Origin of the sequence: Clostridium sp. AF28-12, from assembly GCF_003435225.1 — a bacterium.
GTDB lineage: Bacteria > Bacillota > Clostridia > Lachnospirales > Lachnospiraceae > Pilosibacter > Pilosibacter fragilis.
Genome location: NZ_QWGJ01000014.1, coordinates 56,537 through 79,150, shown reverse-complemented (window position 1 = coordinate 79,150; position 22,614 = coordinate 56,537). Strand labels below are relative to the sequence as shown.

Annotated in this window: 22 protein-coding genes, 1 tRNA gene and 1 riboswitch; of the genes, 4 read left to right on the top strand and 19 right to left on the bottom strand. The window is 48.1% G+C overall.

Annotated features, from left to right (window positions below):
- The first annotated feature begins 33 nt into the window (after positions 1–33).
- Positions 34–1,335, top strand: a complete 1,302-nt coding sequence (locus DWY93_RS12265; protein WP_117471091.1) for a GGDEF domain-containing protein — start codon at positions 34–36, stop codon at positions 1,333–1,335.
- Between the two features lie 53 nt (positions 1,336–1,388).
- On the opposite strand, the gene DWY93_RS12260 is transcribed toward DWY93_RS12265, so the two are convergent.
- The 7 genes from DWY93_RS12260 to DWY93_RS12235 form a co-directional block, all read right to left on the bottom strand.
- Positions 1,389–2,012 (bottom strand): hypothetical protein, encoded by a 624-nt coding sequence (locus tag DWY93_RS12260; protein WP_242990610.1) that lies wholly within the window; start codon positions 2,010–2,012, stop codon positions 1,389–1,391.
- 80 nt (positions 2,013–2,092) lie between these two features.
- Positions 2,093–3,031, bottom strand: coding sequence for a histidine kinase dimerization/phospho-acceptor domain-containing protein (locus DWY93_RS12255; RefSeq protein WP_147324205.1), 939 nt, complete (start codon positions 3,029–3,031; stop codon positions 2,093–2,095).
- A 91-nt stretch (positions 3,032–3,122) separates the two neighbouring features.
- Positions 3,123–3,266, bottom strand: a complete 144-nt coding sequence (locus DWY93_RS17195) for a hypothetical protein (RefSeq protein WP_181968543.1) — start codon at positions 3,264–3,266, stop codon at positions 3,123–3,125.
- Between the two features lie 54 nt (positions 3,267–3,320).
- Complete coding sequence (locus tag DWY93_RS12250) at positions 3,321–3,680, bottom strand: Hpt domain-containing protein (protein WP_117472387.1); 360 nt, start codon at positions 3,678–3,680, stop codon at positions 3,321–3,323.
- A 273-nt stretch (positions 3,681–3,953) separates the two neighbouring features.
- On the bottom strand, positions 3,954–5,294 hold the full coding sequence (locus DWY93_RS12245) for an ISAs1 family transposase (protein ID WP_347466122.1): 1,341 nt from the start codon (positions 5,292–5,294) through the stop codon (positions 3,954–3,956).
- A complete protein-coding gene (locus DWY93_RS12240; RefSeq protein WP_117472385.1) occupies positions 5,239–5,820 on the bottom strand; it encodes a hypothetical protein in 582 nt (193 codons plus the stop codon). The genes DWY93_RS12245 and DWY93_RS12240 overlap by 56 nt, the downstream gene beginning before the upstream one ends.
- A gap of 251 nt (positions 5,821–6,071) precedes the next feature.
- Positions 6,072–6,668: a GHKL domain-containing protein gene (locus tag DWY93_RS12235; RefSeq protein WP_165859924.1), complete on the bottom strand. Its 597-nt coding sequence runs from the start codon at positions 6,666–6,668 to the stop codon at positions 6,072–6,074.
- A 58-nt stretch (positions 6,669–6,726) separates the two neighbouring features.
- On the opposite strand from DWY93_RS12235, the gene DWY93_RS12230 reads away from it, so the two are divergent.
- From DWY93_RS12230 to DWY93_RS12220, 3 genes are all read left to right on the top strand, one after another.
- The gene (locus tag DWY93_RS12230) at positions 6,727–7,551 is read left to right on the top strand and encodes an FctA domain-containing protein (protein WP_181968542.1); all 825 of its coding nucleotides are present in this window, start codon (positions 6,727–6,729) and stop codon (positions 7,549–7,551) included.
- 279 nt (positions 7,552–7,830) lie between these two features.
- A riboswitch (cyclic di-GMP riboswitch) is annotated at positions 7,831–7,906 on the top strand.
- 88 nt (positions 7,907–7,994) lie between these two features.
- The gene (locus DWY93_RS12225) at positions 7,995–8,855 is read left to right on the top strand and encodes a CAP domain-containing protein (RefSeq protein ID WP_117472381.1); all 861 of its coding nucleotides are present in this window, start codon (positions 7,995–7,997) and stop codon (positions 8,853–8,855) included.
- Between the two features lie 494 nt (positions 8,856–9,349).
- Positions 9,350–9,426 (top strand) — tRNA-Arg (locus tag DWY93_RS12220).
- Between the two features lie 348 nt (positions 9,427–9,774).
- On the opposite strand, the gene DWY93_RS12215 is transcribed toward DWY93_RS12220, so the two are convergent.
- The 12 genes from DWY93_RS12215 to DWY93_RS12155 form a co-directional block, all read right to left on the bottom strand.
- Entirely contained in the window at positions 9,775–11,166 is a 1,392-nt protein-coding gene (locus DWY93_RS12215) for a tyrosine-type recombinase/integrase (RefSeq protein ID WP_007862346.1), read from the bottom strand.
- Positions 11,144–11,581, bottom strand: a complete 438-nt coding sequence (locus DWY93_RS12210; protein WP_117472379.1) for a helix-turn-helix domain-containing protein — start codon at positions 11,579–11,581, stop codon at positions 11,144–11,146. Before DWY93_RS12210 ends, DWY93_RS12215 begins: the two co-directional genes overlap by 23 nt.
- 104 nt (positions 11,582–11,685) lie before the next feature.
- The gene (locus DWY93_RS12205; RefSeq protein WP_002589006.1) at positions 11,686–11,913 is read right to left on the bottom strand and encodes a helix-turn-helix domain-containing protein; all 228 of its coding nucleotides are present in this window, start codon (positions 11,911–11,913) and stop codon (positions 11,686–11,688) included.
- A 30-nt stretch (positions 11,914–11,943) separates the two neighbouring features.
- Positions 11,944–12,324: a type II toxin-antitoxin system PemK/MazF family toxin gene (locus DWY93_RS12200; RefSeq protein WP_002569115.1), complete on the bottom strand. Its 381-nt coding sequence runs from the start codon at positions 12,322–12,324 to the stop codon at positions 11,944–11,946.
- Positions 12,325–12,812: 488 nt separating this feature from the next.
- Positions 12,813–13,361, bottom strand: coding sequence for a hypothetical protein (locus DWY93_RS12190; RefSeq protein ID WP_003524839.1), 549 nt, complete (start codon positions 13,359–13,361; stop codon positions 12,813–12,815).
- Between the two features lie 277 nt (positions 13,362–13,638).
- The gene (locus DWY93_RS12185) at positions 13,639–14,187 is read right to left on the bottom strand and encodes a hypothetical protein (RefSeq protein WP_117472377.1); all 549 of its coding nucleotides are present in this window, start codon (positions 14,185–14,187) and stop codon (positions 13,639–13,641) included.
- Positions 14,188–14,290: 103 nt separating this feature from the next.
- Positions 14,291–14,905 (bottom strand): ImmA/IrrE family metallo-endopeptidase, encoded by a 615-nt coding sequence (locus tag DWY93_RS12180; RefSeq protein WP_002592912.1) that lies wholly within the window; start codon positions 14,903–14,905, stop codon positions 14,291–14,293.
- A gap of 11 nt (positions 14,906–14,916) precedes the next feature.
- Complete coding sequence (locus DWY93_RS12175; protein WP_117472375.1) at positions 14,917–15,285, bottom strand: helix-turn-helix transcriptional regulator; 369 nt, start codon at positions 15,283–15,285, stop codon at positions 14,917–14,919.
- Positions 15,286–15,416: 131 nt separating this feature from the next.
- Positions 15,417–16,379, bottom strand: coding sequence for a WYL domain-containing protein (locus tag DWY93_RS12170; protein ID WP_117472373.1), 963 nt, complete (start codon positions 16,377–16,379; stop codon positions 15,417–15,419).
- Between the two features lie 169 nt (positions 16,380–16,548).
- Complete coding sequence (locus DWY93_RS12165; RefSeq protein WP_117472371.1) at positions 16,549–17,427, bottom strand: DUF4261 domain-containing protein; 879 nt, start codon at positions 17,425–17,427, stop codon at positions 16,549–16,551.
- Positions 17,428–17,429: 2 nt separating this feature from the next.
- Positions 17,430–18,137 (bottom strand): hypothetical protein, encoded by a 708-nt coding sequence (locus tag DWY93_RS12160; RefSeq protein WP_117472369.1) that lies wholly within the window; start codon positions 18,135–18,137, stop codon positions 17,430–17,432.
- A 13-nt stretch (positions 18,138–18,150) separates the two neighbouring features.
- Positions 18,151–22,581 carry a suppressor of fused domain protein gene (locus DWY93_RS12155; protein WP_117472367.1) on the bottom strand — a complete coding sequence of 1,477 codons (4,431 nt, stop codon included), beginning with the start codon at positions 22,579–22,581 and terminating at the stop codon, positions 18,151–18,153.
- Positions 22,582–22,614: the final 33 nt, after the last annotated feature.

Here is a 22,614-nt window from a genome sequence, read left to right as displayed (position 1 = left end):
TTGTTAAAAAATTATCGGGTGGGGGGTATTCCAATGAATATAGCCCAGGAAATTTATGAATCTATCCAGGAATTATATCAGGAGATCATCAAAGTTGACCTGAAGACGGGAAAAGCGACAATCCTCCACAGCATCACGGATCCTTCAGACCGCGGAAAAGAATGTATCTGGGACAGCCAGTTAGAGAAATACATGAAAAATAAGATCCAACCGTCGGATCACGAGAGGATGAGAGACAACTTTTGCCTGCGGCATCTGAGAAATGAATGCGAAAAGGGCAAAGGTCTGTTCTCCAACAACTTTTCGACGATGAACGGGAAACTGCCGGATAACCATGTTACGGTGCTGGCGTTCGCGCCGGGAAACGACAGTCAGGAAAAGGTTTATATCCTGCTGCGCAAGGCCGGACAGGAATACTTTATGTGGTCCATCGCGAATCAGTATGTATCATCGACCTGCGATTATTTTATTTATCTGGACGCGAAGCATAACAGCTACCAGATGTTCAGCAGCCGGGCGGGAACCCCGCTTCCTCCGGTGATATGCAATGATTACGAAGGATCCAAGATCGAATACGTGAGGAAATATGTGGTGGAGGAAGATCAGGAGATGGTGATGCGTGAGATGCAGATATCCCGGATCCAGGAGGTCCTGGAACACAACGAGGTCCACAGCTTCACCTGCGGGATTATGGAGCACGGAGGCTACAAGAGAAAGCGCCTGGACTACCGCTATTACGATAAAGAATGCCAGATGATCCTGTTCTCCAGGACAGACGTGACGAACGTCTATCTCGAGGAGCAGAAGAAGAGCCAGAGGATGGAGGAGCTGCTCTTAAAAGCCCAGACAGACCCACTCACGAAGATCTGCAACTTCCAGGCGACCTTTGATGCCATCAGCGAGAAGCTGACGGATACGGATGACAATTACGCGTTTTGTTTCGTGGATCTCGACAATTTCAAACAGATCAACGATACCATGGGTCATCTGGCCGGGGATGAGGTCCTTCGCCAGGTGGCGGACGTTTTAAAGGACGTGGCGGGCCCGGAGAATCTCGTGGGCCGTGTCGGCGGGGACGAGTTTGTCGTATTTGTAAAGACGGAGCAGGACCGCGCCAGGGAGACCGCGGAAAAGATCCTCGCGGGGATCCAGAACATTACCGTAGAAGGAAGAAACAGTACAAGGATCTCCGGCAGTGTCGGGATCGCCATTGCGCCGCGGGACGGCAGAGACTATTACGCCCTCTTAAAACGGGCGGATGCCTGTCTCTACCAGGCAAAATCAGAAGGAAAAGATCGCTGGTACGGCGAGAAGGAAGGACAGGAGAATATATAAAGAAACGCCCCAGGGCAGCCGGGAAAGCTGCTCTGGGGCGTTTTTGCGGTGCGTTACAGATCATACCGCATCCGGAAGCGTTCCAGAAGCGTCAGATTCTTACGGCTGGACCGGATCATCGTCAGGAACCGGTATAGGAGCCGCAGCTCATATTCCTTCAGGACCTCACCACCGTAATAGTATTTCTCCATCAGCTCATTCACACGGGTGTAAAGTCCCGGCTCGTAATCCAGAAGGATCCTGGAGAGCCGCGCTTCCGTCTTGCCGCAGTTCCATCCGGGATGGATGGAGATCCCGAAGAAGAGAAGCGAATGGCGGATCGCCTGGAACATCATGCCGGCCCGGTCGCCCGGAGGCAGTTCCAGAATGCCTAAAAGCCGCCGCTCCGTGATCAGATGGCGGAATTCCAGGAGGACGATGCCGATTCCCTTGAAAAGGAGAACGACCAGCAGGATGCCCCACAGGATGTTTACGGCGGTCTTTAACTGGTCGATGACCTCGGAGTCCGGACGTTTTCCGGCGTGCAGGGAATCCGGGGCATCCACTTCCTCGCCGCTGTCCTCCAGAGCCGCTGTCCTCTGGATATCACCGGGAACCTGTGCCATCTGTAAGAGCGCGTAGGTATCATAGTAGAATCCGGGTGTCACATCCACCGGGATCCAGCCCATGCCGTCCATGTAGACCTCTACCCACGCGTGGGCATCGGAGGAGGTGAGCTGTACATCCCTGCCGCCCGCGGCCTCGATAGCGCGGCTGCTTAAAAAGTAACCTTCCGCGTAACGCGCCGGGATATCGCAAGGACATCAAGTCCCTCCGGCGCGGAAGACAGCCGCTGCAGAAAAGCGGCATAGCAGTTATTATCATGGGTCGGATCCCAGCCTGCGGAGGCAGAGACGGTAAGGCCGTCCGGGACAGGAACACGGTCCAACGGATAAAAGACATAACGCCCCGGTCCTGCCGGAGTAAACCAGTTCCCAAGCGGTTCGCCGCCTTCAGCCAGGGACCAGCCGGGGAAGATGGAATTCAGGGTATCGGGGCTGCCCCATTCATCCTTGTGATCAAGATAATACTGCTGCATCTGATTAAAAAAGCAGATGCCATCCCCGGCCTTTTCCTCAATTGTCTTCTTAAACAGGTTCCGGATCTGGTCTGCCAGGTGGTAGAGGTCGAATGGCTTATTTTCAAGCTCGATCTTACCGACCTCAATCCGGGACATATCGAGAACTTCGTTGATAACGGTCAGAAGGAACTCGGAAAGCTGCTCTGCCTTCACGATATAGTCCTCGGTGCTGTGCCCGTGAAGCTGGCGGTGCGCCAGGTTCAGCATACCGATAATTCCGTTTAACGGAGTACGGATCTCATGGGACATCTCTGAGAGGTAAGCGGATTTCGACTGGCTTACGTTCTCGGCGGCCTCGAGATCTGCCCGCATCTCATCAAGCTGTCTCTTTTCCTCCGTGATATCCCGGAAGTGGAACAGGTCCATCCCGTCTTTCCTTGTCACAGAAAGGCGGTAGCAGGCATCCATCCCGAGCGGTTCGATATCCATCAGGATCGGATGTTTTCCGTCCCACGCGTTATATTCTTTCCGAAGCCGCTTTGCCTGTTCCTCAGGAAGCTTCGGGGCAAGGCAGAGAACGTCGTTCTTAAAATGTTCCTTCGTAAGACCGAACTGCCGTTCAAAATCCTTTGTCACATAGAGTGGAAAAAGGTCCGAAGAGCGGAGAAGAAAACAGGGGTCATCCACGAGGTCAAACCCGTTAAGACTCCCCTTGTCGTCAGACTTGTTAAAATTTAACCTGCGCCAGGACAGACGCAGATGAAGAAAAACGATCAGCAGGCACGCCGCGACCAGCAATTCTGCAAAAAAACAGAAATATCAATACCTTGTGTTCCCCCAGCCACGCGAGCTGAAACGCAATCTTTTCCATATTCTATCCCCAATGTAAATTTGTAGCCGGTTACTTCCGATCCGCCGTCATTGCCTACTGCGGATCGAGCTTTTCAATCGCCTGGATCGTGCGGTCATATTCCTCATGGACGCGTGCGAAAAGTGATTTGCTCTCATCGTCCAGAGTATTGTTTCCGCGGAGCTTTTCGGTCAGATCGGAGCTGGCATCAAATAAAGCAGTAAATCCGAGGTTCAGGCAGATCCCCTTCAAAGTGTGGGATGCGCGGAACGCCTCCGCGCCGTCACCGCTCTCAATCGCGGCCTGCAGCTGCCCAAAACTCGGATCATTTAAAAATTTCAACGCGAACTTCCTGACAAGACTCTCCGAAACGAGTCTCCCGGTAACTCCCTCATAATCGCCGCACATCATTTGGTAGCATTCTCTTAATGTCATATGTATGGTCCCCTTTTGCAAGTGTGTTGTTTCATATATTTATATATAGATGGTTTTATTATAACTTTCAAAGGATAAAACTTCAACCGGATAATGGGGGGATCAGGGTTGTTTCATGAAGACCATGTGCCAACGATTCCTGCTTTCAGCAGTCTCGATCATGCTACATACACCGCTGAAGTGCATTGGTATACTTGCTTACTCTGAAAAAAAGCGCAAATTATCCCTATCTCCTTTACAGTACCTTTTTTCAGAGGTATTCTTTATACATAGTCAATACAGACCGGCTATGCCTTTAAACACATACTGTTCCCGCAAATCTGCATTGTCACAAAAACAGTCCATCATCTCTGTCATTATATTTGTGATACCTGTCTCGTGCATTGCCAGGCGCAGGATGTTATATGCATATTTTCTGATGAGCGCCAGATTATTTCGGGATTTTTTGGCAGGTGAGCGATCTTCCCTGAATGTGTCGTCCAACACATGATGGAGCCGGTTCTCTATTGACCAGTGCATTCTTTTTATGCTGCCCAGTTCCTCTGCGGTAAGAATAAGGTCTGATATCAGTGCGGTACACGGAATATCCTTTCCGGCCCCTTCTTCCGCAGACGGTGCCGGGACTCTTTTGGAGCCTTTTTTCATAAATGCTTCCCTGGATGGAGTAACATCGTTTCCCTGGCTGTCCTTCTCAACCGGTACCCTTACCTGCCTGATCCGTCCAATACTCTGAACGTGCGCCCATTCTTTTTGGCTTTTGGTCAGGTTTGAGGCATCTTTACATATTTGACAAGTCCTATACTCATTTCTGTTCCGATTCTTTTCCTTCTGACTGATCTCCTCATATTTCTCAAGATACTCCCGCATTACAGGTTCTGGAATTTCGCCTTTTTTCTTTTTAGCAGCTTCCGCTTCCAGTTTGTCCATGAACGTATGGATCTCCTCATAAGCCTCTGGTTGGTTTTTCTTTACGGTAAGCACAAAATGTCCTTCCTGTTCATGGATCTGTTCCATGATTGCGGTCTGCGTTCCAATCGCATCAATCGTTATGATACTTCCACTGATATCCAGAAGATTCAATAATTCAGGAATCATCGCAATCGCATTCGTCTTTGAATCTACAGGAAGCTGTGCAGGCAGCAATCCCCGGACAGTTTCCACTACATTCAAAATCATTGGAGTTGCCGCACATTTTGTCTTTTCCGTTGCGCCGCAGAGTGCTTTCCCGTCAATCGCAAGATGGGTATTCTTCGAGTCCACGATCTCTCCAATCCATTCCATAAAAGCACACAAGGCTAATTCTTCATCAATTCCGCTCAGCATCCGACTAATCGTGGAAGGCGAGGCGATCCCGTATTTCAATTCCATATGTTTCCGCAGCCATTCCAGGTTGTTCTTGCACCAGTTAAGACTCCTGCGGATCGTTGTCCTGCCACAAAGAAATCCGATTGTGACACATACCAGCATTTCTGCCAGATCGTGTCTTTTCTCTCTGTCGCATCGATAATCCGGGATCTGCCTGAAATAATGAATCAGTTTTTCTGTCAGAAATGGTTTTTCAGCACATTTCCAGAGCCACCTGTATTTTCTCCAGAAGTTCCTGCTGTTCCTCATTCACTTTTGAAATGATTTCCGTTTTATCCAGACATACTAAATAGATGGTCTCTAACTTGCGCAGTTCTTCCAGACCCACGCCCCATTTTTTATATATTCTGCGGGACAGGGACGATATTTGAGCTGCAAACTGATAACGAAAATCTGATTCGTTTTTCATCGTTCGTTTTTTCTGGATATAAGAAGTTGGAGATTGCCTTAAAAGAATAATGGAGAGCACATCTTCCCAATCATCCCCTAAAGTTTTTTTCCAGTCATCCGGGCACAATTCCCAGACAGCTTTTGAAAACCCGTATTCCCATACTTCTGCATCTGTTAAAGATACCTTCCTTTTGTTGCTTTGTATTACCCCCTCCGGAGTAATAATGCCGATATAAGTATCGACTGGCTGCGGATATTTTTTTCCTTTTACACGCCGGGATGTTCTTTTATAAAGATAATAAGAATCCCCCTTTTTTTTCACGGTAGTCCCTTTTACGCGATGTTTTTGAACCCATTCCGGATATTTTTTCTCAGTTACTGGCATAATGCCCTCCCTTCCATATAGGTATGGCATACCTATACTATATAGACATTATACCTCTACTTGAACAAAAAGTCGAGGGTTATACACGCTTATGTATAGCATGTATAACCCTCGATGAAATCTGACCTTTTTAGACTTTTAAAATATCTTCATGAAACAACCCTGTGGGGGGATTTCCAAGAATATCCGGCAAAAGATTACTATACACGGTTCCTGAATTGAAACATCAGCCAAAACTCACAAATCACAGATCAGAGGAACACGGAGGCGAAAAAACATTGGTCCGCATACCGGAACGTGACGACCCCGTGATAATGTTCCGCGATCGAGCGGACCGAGGCGGTTCCGGTTCCAAACCCGTCATGCTTCGTCGAGAGAAAACGTCCGTTTTCCTCCACCGGGGCGGAGGAGCAGGAATTATCGACCGTCAGGGCAAGGTGGCTGTTCTCCTCCTTCGCGCGGAGCCGGATAAACGGGTTGCTGCCGGTATATTCCCGGCAGGCATCTAGGGCATTTTCGAGAAGATTCCCGAGGACCGAGCAGAACTCTGCCTCATTCATGGAAAGCTTCTGCGGGACTGCCATGCTGACGGAAATATCGACACCGGATTTCCTCGCCTCATCGACATAATAGTTGACCATCGTATTTACCGCGTAATTCTCGCACCAGGTACAGAACGTATCCGGCGGGAGCATCTGACGGTACTGTGCAATGTACGCCTTCAGCTCCTCCGTCTTCCCGCTGTTTAAATAGTGGTCGATTACATTCAGGTGCTGGCGGAGATCATGTCTCGCCTGTCGGACGCTCTCGATGTGACGGCTTAACTGCTGGTACTGTGCCTTCTGCATTGCAAGAAGCGTCTCCTGGTGGGCGGTCCGCTCCTTTATGGAAAGGGGGTGTGGCGATATGGAAAAACAGATGAGTATGAAGAAAAGCAGACGATTACCTGGAATGATATTTCTTCTTGCATTGCTGATGACGATCATGATTCCGTTTGCGGCATTTGCGGAAGAGTTCAGCTGTACTGTAAACCTTCCGGTGAAGGTACAGATAGATGGAAAGAACCCGCCGTCACTGGACTATAAGTTCAAGATCGAGGCGGAAAACAATGCGCCGCTTCCGGAGGTGACTGAGGTCACCGTGAATGCTGCAGAAACCGGAACAGTGGAATTCGGCCCGATCACTTACAAGCGCCCGGGCAACTACATCTACCGCATTACGCAGATTACGGATAATCGGTTGAATCTCACTTATGACAGCCGTACCTATGCTGTGACGGTTCAGATTTTAAGAAGCGAGGACAATACGCTTCATGCGGAGATCGTTGCCAGCACAGGAAGCGCAGACGGCAGCAAGGCCAGCGAGATCGTATTTGCGAACAAATATAGCAGACCGAGCTCCGGCGGAAGCGGCAGTGATGACAATTATGATCCGAGTCCTAGACCACCGCGTAAACCAGACGGTAACTCTAACGGCTCTCCGACACCGGTCAACGCGCCGAGCGCTGTTTCACCGGCTGAGAACACAAAGATTACTCCGCCAAACCCGGAATTCCCGGAGGCAAGTTCTGTAGCTGACGCACAGAACACAAGAAAACTCTCTGCCGGAAACCCGGCAACCGGTGACACCACGCACAGAGTCCTCTGGACCATGTTGAGCGTTGGTTCCGGTGTTCTTCTCCTCGCATTGATCCTGTGGAAACGCAGATCGGACGGGGCGGAAGAGAAGTAAATTTCAGATCAGAACAGATGGCTTCCACCGTGCGGGAGAGATCCTGCAGGGTGGGAGCTTTTTTGTGGATGTTTTTTCATGTCAGATATTGACAAAAATGGCGACATATGGTGAAATGATAGCCAGTTGCGACTTACGATGACTCATCAAGAGTGTTGTTTTGCTATACAAAAACAACACTCTTTTATTTTTACCCGAGGTCTCAGGAAACCTCTTGAACTGCCTCTTAAAATTACAAACCGAAAATTAAAAAGAATCCTTGAAGAGGATTGTAAAAAATTCATAAACCGGCAAAGCAGTCGAAAGGCTGTGACGCAAAGCTATAGGGCCTGTAAAATGGCAGCCAGTTGCACTTTGAAGAGTATTGTAAAATGCGCTTTAGGTGCCTTTACAATACTCTTCTTGTTTGGATTTTTTTCATGAATCAATGAGGAGTTTTTTTTATGAAAAAAGGTATCGTTTTAAAGCTTGCAATGTTTGTTGCAGCTTTTGCAATCAGCACATTTGCTCCGTCTATGACCGCAGCAGCAGCTTCCTATGATGATGAGTTCGTAGCTCTGATCAACCAGAAGCGTGCAGCAAATGGTCTTCAGCCGGTTTCTTTAAATAGCACTCTTGACAATGCAGCAGAGACAAGAGCAGAAGAGCTCACAGAGAAGTTTTCCTACCAGCGTCCGGATGGCCGCCGCGAATTCACAGTTCTCGATGACAACAATATCGCAGATGATTTTGTTGGTGAGTGCTACAGCGCAGGCCAGGCAACACCGAAGGAAGCTCTTGATAACATGATGCAGTATGACTTCTTCGAGAAGAAGGTCATGAGCGAAGACGCTAAGACAGTTGGCGTTGGTCACTACAACGGTGGTGAGTATGGCGATTACTGGGACGTTCTTTTTACAGCCCCGGCAGCAACAGATAGAGCAGAATTCGCACAGGAAGTACTTGATCTCGTAAACGTACAGCGTGCCAACAACGGCCTTAGCCCAGTCGTTCTTGGTGATGAGAAATTAAACGCAGCTGCTCAGCAGCGTGCCGTTGAGATCGCAACCGTTACTTCCCATACACGTCCAGATGGAACAAGCTGCTTTACAGTCCTCGATGACTTCAATGTAACGGATGAAGCTACAGGCGAGAACGCAGCATGGGGACAGGTAACTCCGGAAGAGGTCGTTAACGACTGGATGAATTCCGAAGGACACCGCGCAAACATTTTAAATCCAGACGCTCACAAGATGGGCTTTGGATACTACAGCGACAACAGCTCCGAGTGGGGCCGCCAGTGGATTCAGATCTTCACAGAGTAATCTGTTTTAGATAAAAAAATTTCTTCTTCATACATTTATATTTAAATTTTCTGCCAGCACCAGAAAAAACTCTTACCGCACGATCCCAGCAAATCGTGCGGTAATTTTTTACCCCTCCTTGACTTTCCAACGTCTGTTTGGTAAGATATATATCGTAGTTTTTCAAAGACTACATGTCCCAATAGCTCAGTTGGATAGAGCACATGCCGTCTAAGAAGTAACCATAGTTAAAGCCGTGGAACTTAAAAAGGTGGTAACAAAGAGTCCGATTTGAACAATGGCATATAGAAATGTCGAAATAAGAAATCAGATGATTCATCACGAAAGTGATTGAGTTCATAAAGTTGGTTGCCGTGACCGAAAAGGCTGAAAAAGCCCGAAAATACGGCATTTGTTCCCATAGTTAAATGGATATAACAAGCGCCTCCTAAGGTTATGCTCTACCGGCCGCCTTACGATGAAAAGTGATCGTTACCAATTTTAATTGAATAGATGTCTCTGTAGCTCAGCAGGATAGAGCGTTCGCCTCCTAAGCGAAAGGCCGTGGGTTCGAATCCCGCCAGGGACGCCAGCAAACACGCCGAAAACCTTTGATTTATCAGGGTTTTCGGCTTTTCTTATTTCTGCGGCTTTTGTGGCTTTTTTGCAAAAAACCTTGGTTTGCTAACATTTGCTAACGAGATTTGGCCTTTTGCTAAGAAAGGCGGTAAGTCAGAGGTTCGATTTTTACCAAAGGAACTTGCAAACATTTGTTAGCAGGAATTAGAGGAAGTTGCAAACAAAATCGCGAATTTGCTAACATCGCTCAAAAATGTTTTCAGAACCTTGCTAACAAAAAAAGTGTTTGGTCACTGTGCAAAGTGGTTCAAACGAAGAAAACCTCTCACAAAGTGAGAGGCGTTCTTCTGAGGGAGGGACTTTATAAAGCTTTTGCCAGCTGCTTGAGCAGTGCGGCAGTTTCGGGATTTTTAAGCAGTTCCAGTATCTTCGCTGCATCACTTTCATCACTTTCAGTGACGGCAGTATCCGCAGTTTTAGGCTCTGTATCTTCAACAGGATCAGGAGTCTTGGATGAGTAAAATGCTTCCTCCAATCGCTGAGCGTTTATGCAGCGATCCTCGTCGATGATGTGAGAGTAGACATCTGCAACCATTTTTACCTGAGCATGACCGGAGTCGCCCTGGACGGATTTCATATCGCCGCCATTGAGTTTCAGCTTGTAGGTGATGCTGGAGTGGCGGAGAGAATGGAATACAACATGAGGCAGTCCGTTTTCTTTGATAAGTTTATTGAAAGCACGGTTAATCACCTGGCTTTCCATCGGACGGCCATTGCTGGAGCAAAAGACCAGGTTATTGTCGATGTATTCGTCTCCAAACAGATCCATCAGCTCGTCGATTTCTTTTTTTCTCTCTACCAGCATATAGGCAACTGTTTTCGGCAGGTACACACGGCGAATACTGGTTTTGGTTTTAGGCTCTTTCAGGACCAGAGCAGTATGGGTACTGGCTATGCAAGGTGGAAACTTCTTAATAACACCTTTGTCGCTCAAATCGTCCAATGCACCTCGTGTAACCCGTTGCAGCTCTTTGTTGACGAATATATAAGCTGAACCATTTTCTATGCTCTGTGGTGCAATATCAATGCAGTCCCAGGTAAGGCCCAGCATTTCGCCAATGCGTAAAGAGCAGGAGAACGCCAGATTTAAGGCAAGGGAGAGGATAGGATCATCACAGACTTCCATAGCCTTGCTCAGAGTTTCGGCAGTCCATATATCCCGTTCTTTATGTTCTTCTTTGGGAAGTGTCGCATTCAGAACAGGGTTACGGCTGATTAGTTCCCAACGCACCGCCTGATTAAAGGCACTGCGAAGTAGCTTGTGAATTTCTCTTACTGTATGCGGGGTCAGATATTCGCTTGTGGGTTTGCGGTTGTTGACGCTTACCGTTTTCACAGAGAGCAGATCGCGGTAATACTTATCCATCATCCTTGGAGTGATGTCGGATAGTAACATATCTCCGATAATAGGAGTTATGTAGTTTCTCGCCAGACCACGGCGGCTTTCATATGTTGACATTGCCCAGGTATTTACACCATAGATGGACATATATTCATCGAGCAGATCGTTCAGGGTCTTTGCTGTAGGAATAAAGAAGGTTCCAGAGTCCTGCTCATACTCAATTTGCTTTTTTCGTTTTTTTGCTTCTGCATTTGTGCTGAAGGTTTCCCAACGCTGTCTGCGTTTTCCGTTTTCATCTGTGTAATCATACACCACAGAATATTTGCTTTTACGCTTCACGATAGATGCCATTTTCATTGCTCCTTTCTGAGATTTTCACATAATGAGTTTGCTTTTGATACCAGGATTCAAAACTGCTGGTAATGATACGAATTCTTCGATCAATCAAGGTCGTCTCAAAATAGCCCCTTTTAACAAGGTCATAAGCTGTGCCAGATTTCAGCCCCAAAAGATCCGCCATTTCCGGTACTGACATCGTAGTATGCCGCCATTTCTCTCCGGGCGGTGTACCATCCACTTTTTTATAGTGGAACTGGCCGGCATACCAATCTTCAAAGCTATCCAGCATAACTCTCATTCGTCCGGCCACTTGAATTGTTTTGAAATAGTTCTTTTTAACCAACCAGTAGGATTCTACTTTACCAAGCCCAAGCATTTTGCCCATCTCTGGTACAGACATACTGGTCTTTACTCTTTGTTTCTGCATGGCTTTTGCCTCCTCTATAAAGTTTTTCTTGCTATGGCCTCATTGTAAGAGAAAGCAGAAAAAAAGTTAAGGATGTCGATTTGGAGATTGGCATCCTTGACAAATCATTCATCTGTGTGATCCAGCCAGTCATCAAAGCTCTTTTTGGAAATGCGGATATGACCGCCGACTCTGACGCTGTGGAATACACCTTGTTTTACCAGATTATATGCTGTGGGACGACTGATACCCAGAATGTCCTGAATCTCATCGACCGTATAGGTTCTTTTGTCATAGCTGACAGGATTTTGTTCATTAAAGCGGTTCAATTCCGCAATTCTTGCTTCAAACATAAAAACGCCTCCTTTATCCGGTAAGTGGCCTTACGGAGCCTCCATTTCCTCCGGAATATGAATATCTAAACTAACTTGCAGAGCATCATCAATCGCTCTCATTTCTTCGCGAGATACGCGCCCAATGTACGATAAAACACGCCTTTTATCAATCGTTTTAATTTGCTCCAGCAGAACAACAGATTTCAGTCCAAGCTCTGGAACGCTCTCCAGTGCATAGTGTGTGGGCAGCTCCTTTTTCTTAATCCATTTACTGGTGAGTGGAGCTACGATCAAAGTGGGGCAGAAAAAATTCCCCACATTGTTTTGAAGAACCAGGACAGGACGGGTGCCGCCTTGCTCTGATCCAAAATAAGGGTTCAAATTGGCATAATATAAATCCCCACGCTTATAAATCCAATCTTCTTTCATGTTCATCCTCCTATGTTTTGAGATTTGATTATGTAAGAAGGAGGCTCTGCAAATTACAGAGTCTCCTTCAATTTAGCGCCTGTTTTATCCCTTACTTGTCCACGACACCCCAGGGATTTGGGTAATCATTAAGCCGCAGGTGGCTGGCCTGCTTCTCAGGAGTTTCACCTCCACTTCGTTTGGTCTTACCCATGGCCTGCGACGGTTATTATCACGCTCGGACTATGGCTGTAAGAGAGCTTTCCTCCTTGTTATGCCATGACCGGATGCCATCCGATGTATTCCAGCCTGATATATTTCTGATAAACCGAAAACTCATCTATACAGCAAAAATGGGTTGGCCTGTTATGCGAGTGGCAGCTCTCAGAAAATATACCGCTGATGTAGCGGCTATTACGCCCAAAGAGGATCAAACTTAATGATTCGTATATGAGGTTGTCAAGGTGCAAGTAAAAGGATTTCCCTTTCACTTGCTACTGCCACTTTTTTTAGAAATCTATAACCAACTTTTTTATTTTTTCTTCAATTTTTTTCAGACGCTTATGAGCTGCGGGCTGACTAATGCCATATCTTTTGGCTAATTGCAGTGTACTTGGCTTTTCCATGCCGTAATAATCCAAGATAAAAGAGCGTTCTTTTTGACTCAGCTGCTGCAAAGCACGGTGCAGATCGGCCATAAGAAGATTACAAATTGCTTGTTCCGCAGTATCAACAGATTCATCCACAAACAAATCTGTATCCTGATAACCTTCCTCTGTGCCGTCACGATCTCCCACATGAGAAGCCGGGAATATAGAGCGACTTTTCTCATGTTCCTGGAGATAGCGGCTGTGGCGGTCCTCCTGTTGGTATTTTTCAAAATCTTTGCGAGAACATTCCATGATAATGCGGTCATCTTCATCACGGAACATTTTGACTGTTTCAACAAAAAAGCGCCCAGTAAAGCAACCATTGCGGCGTGCCTTACTGAACGCTGAAAAACTGATTTCCTCCCATTCCTGTGGGCTGTTATTTTTCCAAATGAATACTCTCGTCATATCCTTTCCTCCGTTCAAATTCTTGGTAGTCAGCGAATTTGAACGGTGTCATGGATATTTTGCTATGTACGCCTCCCAGCGCATACCGGCCTCCTAATACCGGGCAAAGAAAAAGGCCGGAAGTGTTTTCACCTCCAGCCATGTTCCTGCCGCCATATTGCAGCAGGAATGAAAAAAGCCCGGTTAATGCCGGGCCTTATGTAGAAAAGTATTCAATTTAGTGCATTCCTGCCACTATACCAAGTATAGCAGGTCGGAAGTCGGAAGGGAGTAGGGATTAGGTCGGGGATTTGTCGGGATTTAGTCGGGGCAGCTCCTCCAGGACTTCTGGAATAGAATATCCAAACAAGCAAACAGAAAATAAATAGATGGCTTCTCGTTTTCGGTCATAAAAGACACTGCGCTCTATATTTAGTTCTTCCAGCAATTCTTTCTCTGTACTGTTGAACCGATAGATAAATTGCTTAGTCAAAATTTCATAGTAAAGTTCTCCTCGATCCGGATACCGTTTCAGACGAAGGAGTGCACGGTCAATAATATTGACCAGCATTTGATTTTGAACAAGGCAGCAAACTTTTTCTTCAAAGGCTTGCAGTTCAATATCTGGTGCAAAATTTTCAAGATAGCAGAGGCCAGACTCTATATCTTGTTCTCCCATAATCCAAGCAGTTTCTTGCAATTCTTCTGCCCGTTCACTCAGAACCCAGACTACATCACGGTAAATCTTTAGAATCAGCTTACTTCTATGAAACGCAGCGTTGCTATTAAGCCCCAAAGCTGTTAGCCTGCTGTTACATTTTTGGATTGTTGTACTTTCTTTTCTCATGGAACATCCCTCCTTGTTCGCGATATTGCGAACATATTAGGTACAAAATAGCATAGCAGAGGAGAGTGAGAGAGGGCAGTGCCTCCCTCTATTCCCCCCTTGGTTATATCAGGTTCCTGGATTTTAGACGAATCTGCATTGCTTGCTTGGAAACCTCAAAAATATTTGCCATTTCAGCAATGAGCTGTTCATCTGTCCGGCCTATTTTAAGCCGGTAAAAACATTTTTTGATCTGCGGTAAAGGCATCAGCAGAGCAGAGGCCAGAGTATCCGCCTGACGCTCAATTATGCCATGACTTTCGTCGGAAGAAACATTTCCGTTATAAGCAGCAACATCTCCAGTACCAGAGTACAACTTTTTATGTAGTACCCAATGAGCCAGCTCATGGGCACAGGTAAAACGGAGCCGCCCTAATTTTGACGGATCACAAAGCCGTTCATCAATTAAGATTGTACCGGCTCTTACTGCAATCATTCGATACTGTCTCTGTATCTGGTCATATAAAACAACGGCACCGTCATCGAAAATTGTTTCCCCTAATATCTTGGGGTTTTTTCTTAGTGTATGAAACTCCAGGATTAGATCAAACTTTGTCTCGATAATGGTTTCGATTGGCACAGGACATGGTTGCCCGGATAGCAGAGAGGGATCATATTCCATCAGGATTTTTCGCCCTACCGCCTCGATTGCTTCTGTACGGATTTGTGGAATTGACAAAGCTATCCCCCCTATCGTTTACGCTCCTTTAGCATTTTCATAAATGTCTGCCATTCTTCATCGGTAGCGTCTACTTCTTTTGCCACACGCAAGGCCGCCCGAACAATATCTTTTTCCATGATATAGTCTGGCAAATCAGCAGATACTGTATTGCGTGATTTTGCGGCCAGATCCAAAAGCAACTCATGTTCTGATTTATCCAAATTCAGAAAGGCAGAGATGCGTTCCATAAAATCTCCAGTGGGAGCAGGACGGCGGCTTTGTTCAATGTCACACAGATAGCCATAAGCAATATTCAAATGCTTGGCTGTATCGCGTAAATTGAATTTATGTGCCTTGCGTTTCTCGGCTATAAATGATCCAAAAGTTATATTGCCCACAGCATTCACCTCTCATTTGTTCGACGAACTGCGAACATCTTGCTTATATTGTATATCGAACATCCGTTCACTTCAAGGACAAAAATTCCATTTGAAAAGAGGTGTTAAAAATCAATAACACCTCTTTTGCACTATATAAATTCCTGAGCGATTTGCTGGATTTCCGTAATGCACTCTTTGGGAGAGAGAATTTTTATTTTCCCTTTGAATTTGAATATCCAGCCATAAAAAGTTCCACTGGGGTTTACTTCAATTCTTGCTGTGAAGTGTGCGTCATCATATTTCTCAACAGGTACATCTTCTCCATAATGATCTATGATTACACGCATCAGTTCGTTTTCACATACCAGGGTTACTTCTTTCGATGACTCTGAGGTAAACATATCCACCATTTTGTTTGTATAGGAGGCTACATCAAATCCCTCTATCGGTATAAAGCAAGTTTCAAGGGTTTCTACGCCTGTTAGCCGATCTACACGGAAGTGAGCAATCTTCTGATGCTTCAGAGAAAATCCAATCAAATAGTAATGGTCATTTTTCCATTCAAGCGCATAGGGATTTACGACATAATAATATCCATCATGCTTCAAGATTTTCTTTTTTTCCTGAGTATATTCATAGTATTGGAACCGAATTTGCTGATGGTTTCCAATCGCTGTTTGGATATTATCAATGATATAGTAAACCTTTTCATTATGCGGTTTGACACGGCTGGATAAAGCAGCAAATTTTTGAAGCTGCTCTGCCTGATGTGTGCTGGTCAGACGGCATAATTTCTGTACCAGTTCCTCGGATTTCTTGGCAGAAATGATCTTCGAGGATGCTACTGCGTCTGTCAACATTTTCAGTTCTGGATACTCAAACAGGCGGCTTCCCATAAAATATTGGTTTTGGGTACTCTTGACCACCACAATATCAATCCCTGCATCGATCAGCGCATTGGTATCTGCGTAAACAGTCTGCCGCACTGCCTGAATTCCTTTTCCATTCAGATGGGAAATGATTTCAGATACTGTGGCGGGATGGTTTTCATCGGTCCGCGCATAGAGAAACCGGAGTAATTCCAGTATCCGCATATTTGTTGAATTCTGCATACTTCACCTCCTCGATTCTTAAAATGGCCTATTTTGTGTGGTGTCCAGTCCCAAAGACCAGAAGCAGGGCGACAGCACAGAGAAGTAGGCCAGTCCAATTTCGATCCATAATCAGCTTGATTACCGCCACAAGCAGCAGTCCGCCCACCAGGAGCACAACACCGTTCATTCAGCGTCCTCCCGAGGCATAGTTCCCCATGTTGATGTCCAGCACCCCTCTGGGCGGCTGGATCAGGGCGTCCTCATACTGACACTTCCACTGAATCTCTCGGCACATCTGGCCATCCGCCACGCCGTCTATGGTTTCACCATCCTGAATGGGGTTATCATGCTCCAGAATATAGGACGCCACATTGTAGGCATGGTTTACTACCCAATTTGGGTCCATGTCGTGGAAGTGGTACTGGAGGTCGGGCAGGAACAGGGTGCTCATGCCCACCGTGTCGATGAGCATATCCTCAGTGCCCTCAATGTTAAAGAAGCGGACATTGACCCCAAAGCGGATGAACCGGTCCGGACCCTCAATCTGATGGGAGCGTACATCCTCTGCCAGAAACAGCTTGCCGCAGTTCTGGAAATAGAATGCCTCACAGGTGGGGTACAGCTCCGCCAGAGCCTCCAGAAAGTCGGCATCCAGGTTGGCACGCTCCAGCGCCGGAAGCGCCGCTGCCAGCATATCGGTGGCCACGACCTGATACCGGCACTCTCGGAAGATCCGCTCCCGGTCCTCCTGGCAGTCCCACATCTGGCTCATCAAAAAGGCATCGAAGCCTTTGCCCTTGAACTTGTCGCATTTCATCACCATCAGCTGCACCGGGCATTTTCCGTCCTTGAACTCTGCAATATGCTCCTGTGCGGCAAAACCGGCCATTTTCTTATCATAACAGAAGCACTCTGTTGATCCGATGTACTTCTCCATTATGGCAGTCATTTTTTCTTTATCCGGCATTTCTACCGGTTCTTTGAACAGCATCTGAATGAGATAGGGGCCTCCGGGCTGGGAGCCTTTTTTGTCATCCAGGTTTTGCTGGAACACTTTATTGCTCATACTTATTCCTCACTTTTCCTGATAGCATCTTCGATCTGTCTGCTGACGGTGTCCATATAAAGATACACCCCATCTCGATCACAGTGGTACAGGTTGGAATAGCTGGTACTCTCATTGGGGGAGATGGGGTTTGGTTCCACCACCTCGGTAGCTTCCAGCAGGCCGACACCCAGTTCCGCCGCGGCAGTGAGGGCCTTTTTCAGCACTGCAAACTGTCCATCGCGCCAAAGCCCCTCCAGATCCTCCAGCACCTTTGGCATCTGCTCCAGATCCCGGAGAAGCTGCACGACCTGCTTTGGAGACAGGTACACACCGGAGCAGTAATTTTCGATGATCTGATTTTCTGCCGGATTGGGAAAGGCGGTTGGTGCCACCTGTGCCCACGGCGTGAAATACCGGGCATATTCCGGCTTCTCCTCCAACAGGAAGGAAAAGCCGCTTCCCCGGGTGTAATAGTAATCGCGGAAAAATCCCTGGACCACCGCAATGTAAAAGCCGTGGCTTTTGTCAAACAGCTCGTTAGATTCCGTTTCAGCCCCAACGCGCAAGGTATTCAGATATTTTTCGGTATAGAAATCCTCCATTCCATGCTGCGCGGCAAGGGACAGCACTTTTTCCTCCTGTCCCTGCTGTATCCAGGTTAAGGGAGTAAAATACCATTCCCGCATTTCCTCTGGTGAAATCGGGTGAAAACTCACATCGTATCCCACAAAAATCCTCCTTTCAATCCCACCAGAAGTACCAAACAGTGGACTGTCGCAGCACATCGGCCAGAGCGCCCACGGTGGCGTCCTCCGGCCCCTGGTCAATCACATCGGGGCAGAAGCCGTACAGCTCCACCGCCACATCTATGGCCTCTTTCTCGGAAACAGGAGCCGGGAGCAGGAACTCCAACTCGTCGTGGCTCATGGCAGCAGGCACCGCCCCATGCTGTTCAAACCAGTATTTCGCAACTGCCATTAACTCCGGCGTGTCAGGACACTCATTCCAGCCACCAAAGGGCAGGTAGGCGAATATCTCCCAAGGATTCTTCACGGGGATTTTAGCCAGAATGAGAGGATAGGTCATATTATTATCGGAATTCCAGTAGCTTGAAAAACGACGGTTATCATATCCGCCCTCCATCTCGCCCAGGATCTCCTCATCCCAGTCCATATCGTCATCCTCGGCTTCTTCCTTGCGCTGCCCAATCATTTCCTCCAGGACTGCCTTACTGTTCTCGACAGGGGCGGAGAGCATTTTCTTCCGGTATTCGGCAACTTTGTCCGGGTCGAAAGCAAAGTCGTCCTCGCCATCGCTGTCCGGGTTAGAATTCATAATCAGGCATTCCCACAGGATTTCGTCATCCGCCTTAATCAGAACCGGCACAAAGCCCTCTTTGACACTTTCCCGTTTGGCATAGTTATATGCCGACATGATGGGGTCATCATCCGTCATTGAGGGGAAATAGGTACATTCACAGTCCAGATATTCCATCATGGCTTCCGCAAGGTCTGAAGGCTCCAGAGTGGCCTCATCGAAACTCTGTCCCTGCCAGTTGGCGAACCGCTTTTCCATGACTTTTGCCATAGCCTGATAATAGTTTTCATCAAATGGGATGAACAGATAGGCTTCATCCTGGAACTTATCGGAATAATATTGCTCTGAACCGAAATACTCCAAAGCATAGTTATCAATGTCGCTGGGGAAGTACGGGCTATCCGCCTCGCCATAGTAATATCCAGCAAAGGCTGCGCCCTCCTTGTTGAACAGCGCCCCAAAGAGCTGTCCTTTCAGCTGGTCCCGGATAAAGCCACGCAGATCGGCGCGGCTCAGATCTGCCATAAACGGCTGCACCTGCTCCCAGTACCGCTCCATAAATTCCGCGCTCATCAGATCATGCTCTATGCACCAGCGCAGATAGATTGCCATGTGGTTGTAGGCATTGATCTCATTCACCGGCAAGCCCTTTTCCTGAATGGATTCCAGGTGCCATGCGGCATCGTCCATATCGCCGGTGAACTCCTCCTCTGCAAGCGTTCCTCTGGTGATGGCATTCTGGCGGGTGGGATTGACCACAAAACTGATGCCTGCCATCTTTTCAAGCAGGGCGTCCGCATCATGCTCCATCTTATACTCCATCTCATTATGATAGAGCGGGATCACCTGATAGAAGTTGACCTCCTCGCCGCTCGGCAAAGTGCAGACTTCGCCGCCTTCCTCCACGCCCTGGGGACCGGTCAGAATAGCGGCGGTGAGCTTCGTGTCCTCTGCAAACGGCGATTGCTTGTCCATTGTGTGGCCAAAGCCCAGCCAGGTATCGTTGGAAATGGGCAGGCGAGCCAACACTTTCAAGAGACCAATAGGCCAGTACCACCGCTCATCCTTCAGGGATTCCTCATCCAGTTTCCAATCCGGTGGCAGAGCGATGGCCAGCTCTGCTCGCTCCAGCTTGTATTCCGCCAGTTCCTCCGGCACATTCATCCGATGAGCACCCATGCCCATCGTTACCAGTGTGTAATAGTCCCGCTCATCAGAGGGTGGAACAACGCAGATGTCCACATGGATGTCAGGAGAAACCAGCTCATGGAACACATTCTCAAACTCACCAAAGGTGTTTTTGATGTGCTGCTCTATCGCAGACATCTCATCCTCCGAATAAACCTCTGGCTCACTGTTTTTTCTTGAGGACCAGAAGGCATCCGCCTTCGTACCGTCCGGGTTCAGGAAAATCTGAAAATACTGATCGTCTCCCGGCTGTTGATAGACAAGACCAATGCGGCGGGTCTGGTCCACAAACACACCTGTTAGAATGCCCTCTGGTTCTCCTTCAGGGGTGTGGGTCAGCCATTCACCGCTGTCCAGCCGTTCCTTGAGCTGCCGCAGCCAGTCGGTTCCCATCTTGGAGAGTCCAGCTTCATTCATACGGAAGGACAGCTCCACAAGATGTTCCTGCACTGGATATTGGAATTCACAGCAGGGGGAGTTTTTCTCATAGCTATACCGCTCTGGGTGGAACAGCTCATAAAATTCGGCAAGTCCTGCTTCGTCCACCCGAATGCAGGCTATGGCGCATTGTTTATCATCCGCATTCCCGTCCAGTCCCCGCTGGAGCGTTTGGTCAGCATCGGGATTGATCCAATGATATTCCATCTGTTCCAGGGTGGCTCCGGCTTTGATCTCTTTTTTTAAGGTCAGGAACTCATAATCTCCCGGTTCCAGTTTTAATCCTTGCTTGACGGCATCCAGCGCACCGGATTTATCGCCAAAATGCGCCCGCAGCTTGCCCAGATGGAGCCAGATCCAGGGGTAGTCCGGCTCCTCCAGAGCGCCCCGCTCCGCATATTCCAGTGCTTCTTCCAGCCTGCCGCAATACATCAACGCCACAGAATACCGGTAGTACCAGGTAGCGCAGCCCGTGGCGTTTTTCTCCGAATCCTTCATCCATTCCGCAGCGCGGTAGTAGTGGATGTAATCGTCCAGATTAAGGCAGGCAAAGGCATACCAGAGGGCAATCTGCAAATCCTGGTGAGCCTGTTTTTCGCTGAATCGTCCTTCTTCTACGCCACTTTTGATAAAATCCTCCAGCCAGCCGAGCATTTTCTCAAAGTAACCGGTGGTTCCTTCATCAAAGGATTCCAGTGTTTCAATATCCTCCGCCGAGAGCAGGGAGCCAGTTTCCTCATGAATATCAGGCTCCGGTTCTTTCTCGTCCAGCAGTGGCACACCACCCACATCCCGCCGGAATGCGTGGAAGTGAGCATAGGGCAAGTCGCTTCCCTCAAAGAATGCCTGTGCTGCTGTTAGTACAGCGGGCAGATCCCAGGCGATAAAATCCAGATACCCACAATACAGACCAGTGGCCCCACCCAGGAAGGTCACGGCTTCCTCTCCTGCATCCCGCAGGATGGCATCCCGCAGGTTATCCCGGAAATCCAGAATGACTTTCACTCGTTCCTCACCGGTAAAACCGGACAGCGGGTACAGGAGGAATCCAGCGGCAATGCCATCCTTGTGGTACTCATCCACCATATCACTGCGGGCAGTCAGGTAGTCGTTGATGAGCACCAGCAGGCGGCAGCTTCCAGTATAGACATCCAGCCGCCAGTCAGCCTCTGGGTCCTCCACCGGTTTCAGTTCATAGGCAAGGTAGCTGTTTTCCAGGTAGTCGCTGCCATCCCGCCAGAGAGAAAGTCCCATGCTTTGCAGCAACTCCGGCAGTTCAGAAAGCAGCTTGGCCGGTTCGTCTTTCGGCTGAGCATAAACATCAAACCCAGCAACAAAGGCGATAGCGGAAACTTCTCCGATGGTTTGATCTACCAGCATAGAGAGTGCCCACCAGACCTTGTCTGTGTCCTCTTTCAAGATCGGCGTCAGCTTTTCACAGTAAAGGACCAGACTTACCTGATGATCCTCTGTTTCCTCTGCCCACATCTGCACATCATCAGCCCGAACTTCGATCTCTCCAGCCCGCAGCTCGAACCCCTCACAGGGCTGGCGGCCTACCCAGATATTCCAATGCTCAAGCACCGATTCTGGGGCCTGCTTCTGGAAGTACACCAACGGGAACAGGCGGGAGCGAAGGCCCTCTGGACTGAGGATCAATTCATACTTTTCGCCATTGAAGCCCAGCTCAAAAGAAGTATCACGCAGGGCCGTTTTGAGCGCGTTCCCGCATTTTTCAACCAGTTCTTCGCCGCGCTGGTGCGTTTCGTCAGTTTCTATGATTTGACGCAGTTCTACCTCAATCTGAGAAAAGGCTGCCCATGCTTCCTGCGTCCTTTCACGGAAGTTCTTTTCAAAGCGGGGCAGGGACAAACGACGGCGGCAATCGTCTATGTACTCCTGGGTATCTTTGTCTCCGGGGCGGGCTTTCAGGGCCTTTTCAAAGTAACGCAGGGCGGGACCTTCCTCATCCAGAAAATAATAAGCGGAAGCGATCCGATAATTCCAGCAGTGATCTTCGGCAAAATGCTCCTCATGGGGAGCCAAAAGTTCCAGCGCCTTTTCAAAAGGCTCCCGTTCTCCTATATGTGCAACGGCAATATATGCCTTGGCCAGCTCACTGTCCAGTTCCGGGGTGCGCTCCTCGGCAGGAATCGCTTCCAGGGTGTCGATTACCTTCTGCGCTTCATCCTGTTCAAACCATTGCTGGCATTGTTTCAATAAATCCATATCATAATCTCCTTTTCCATCTTCGGTAGGGAT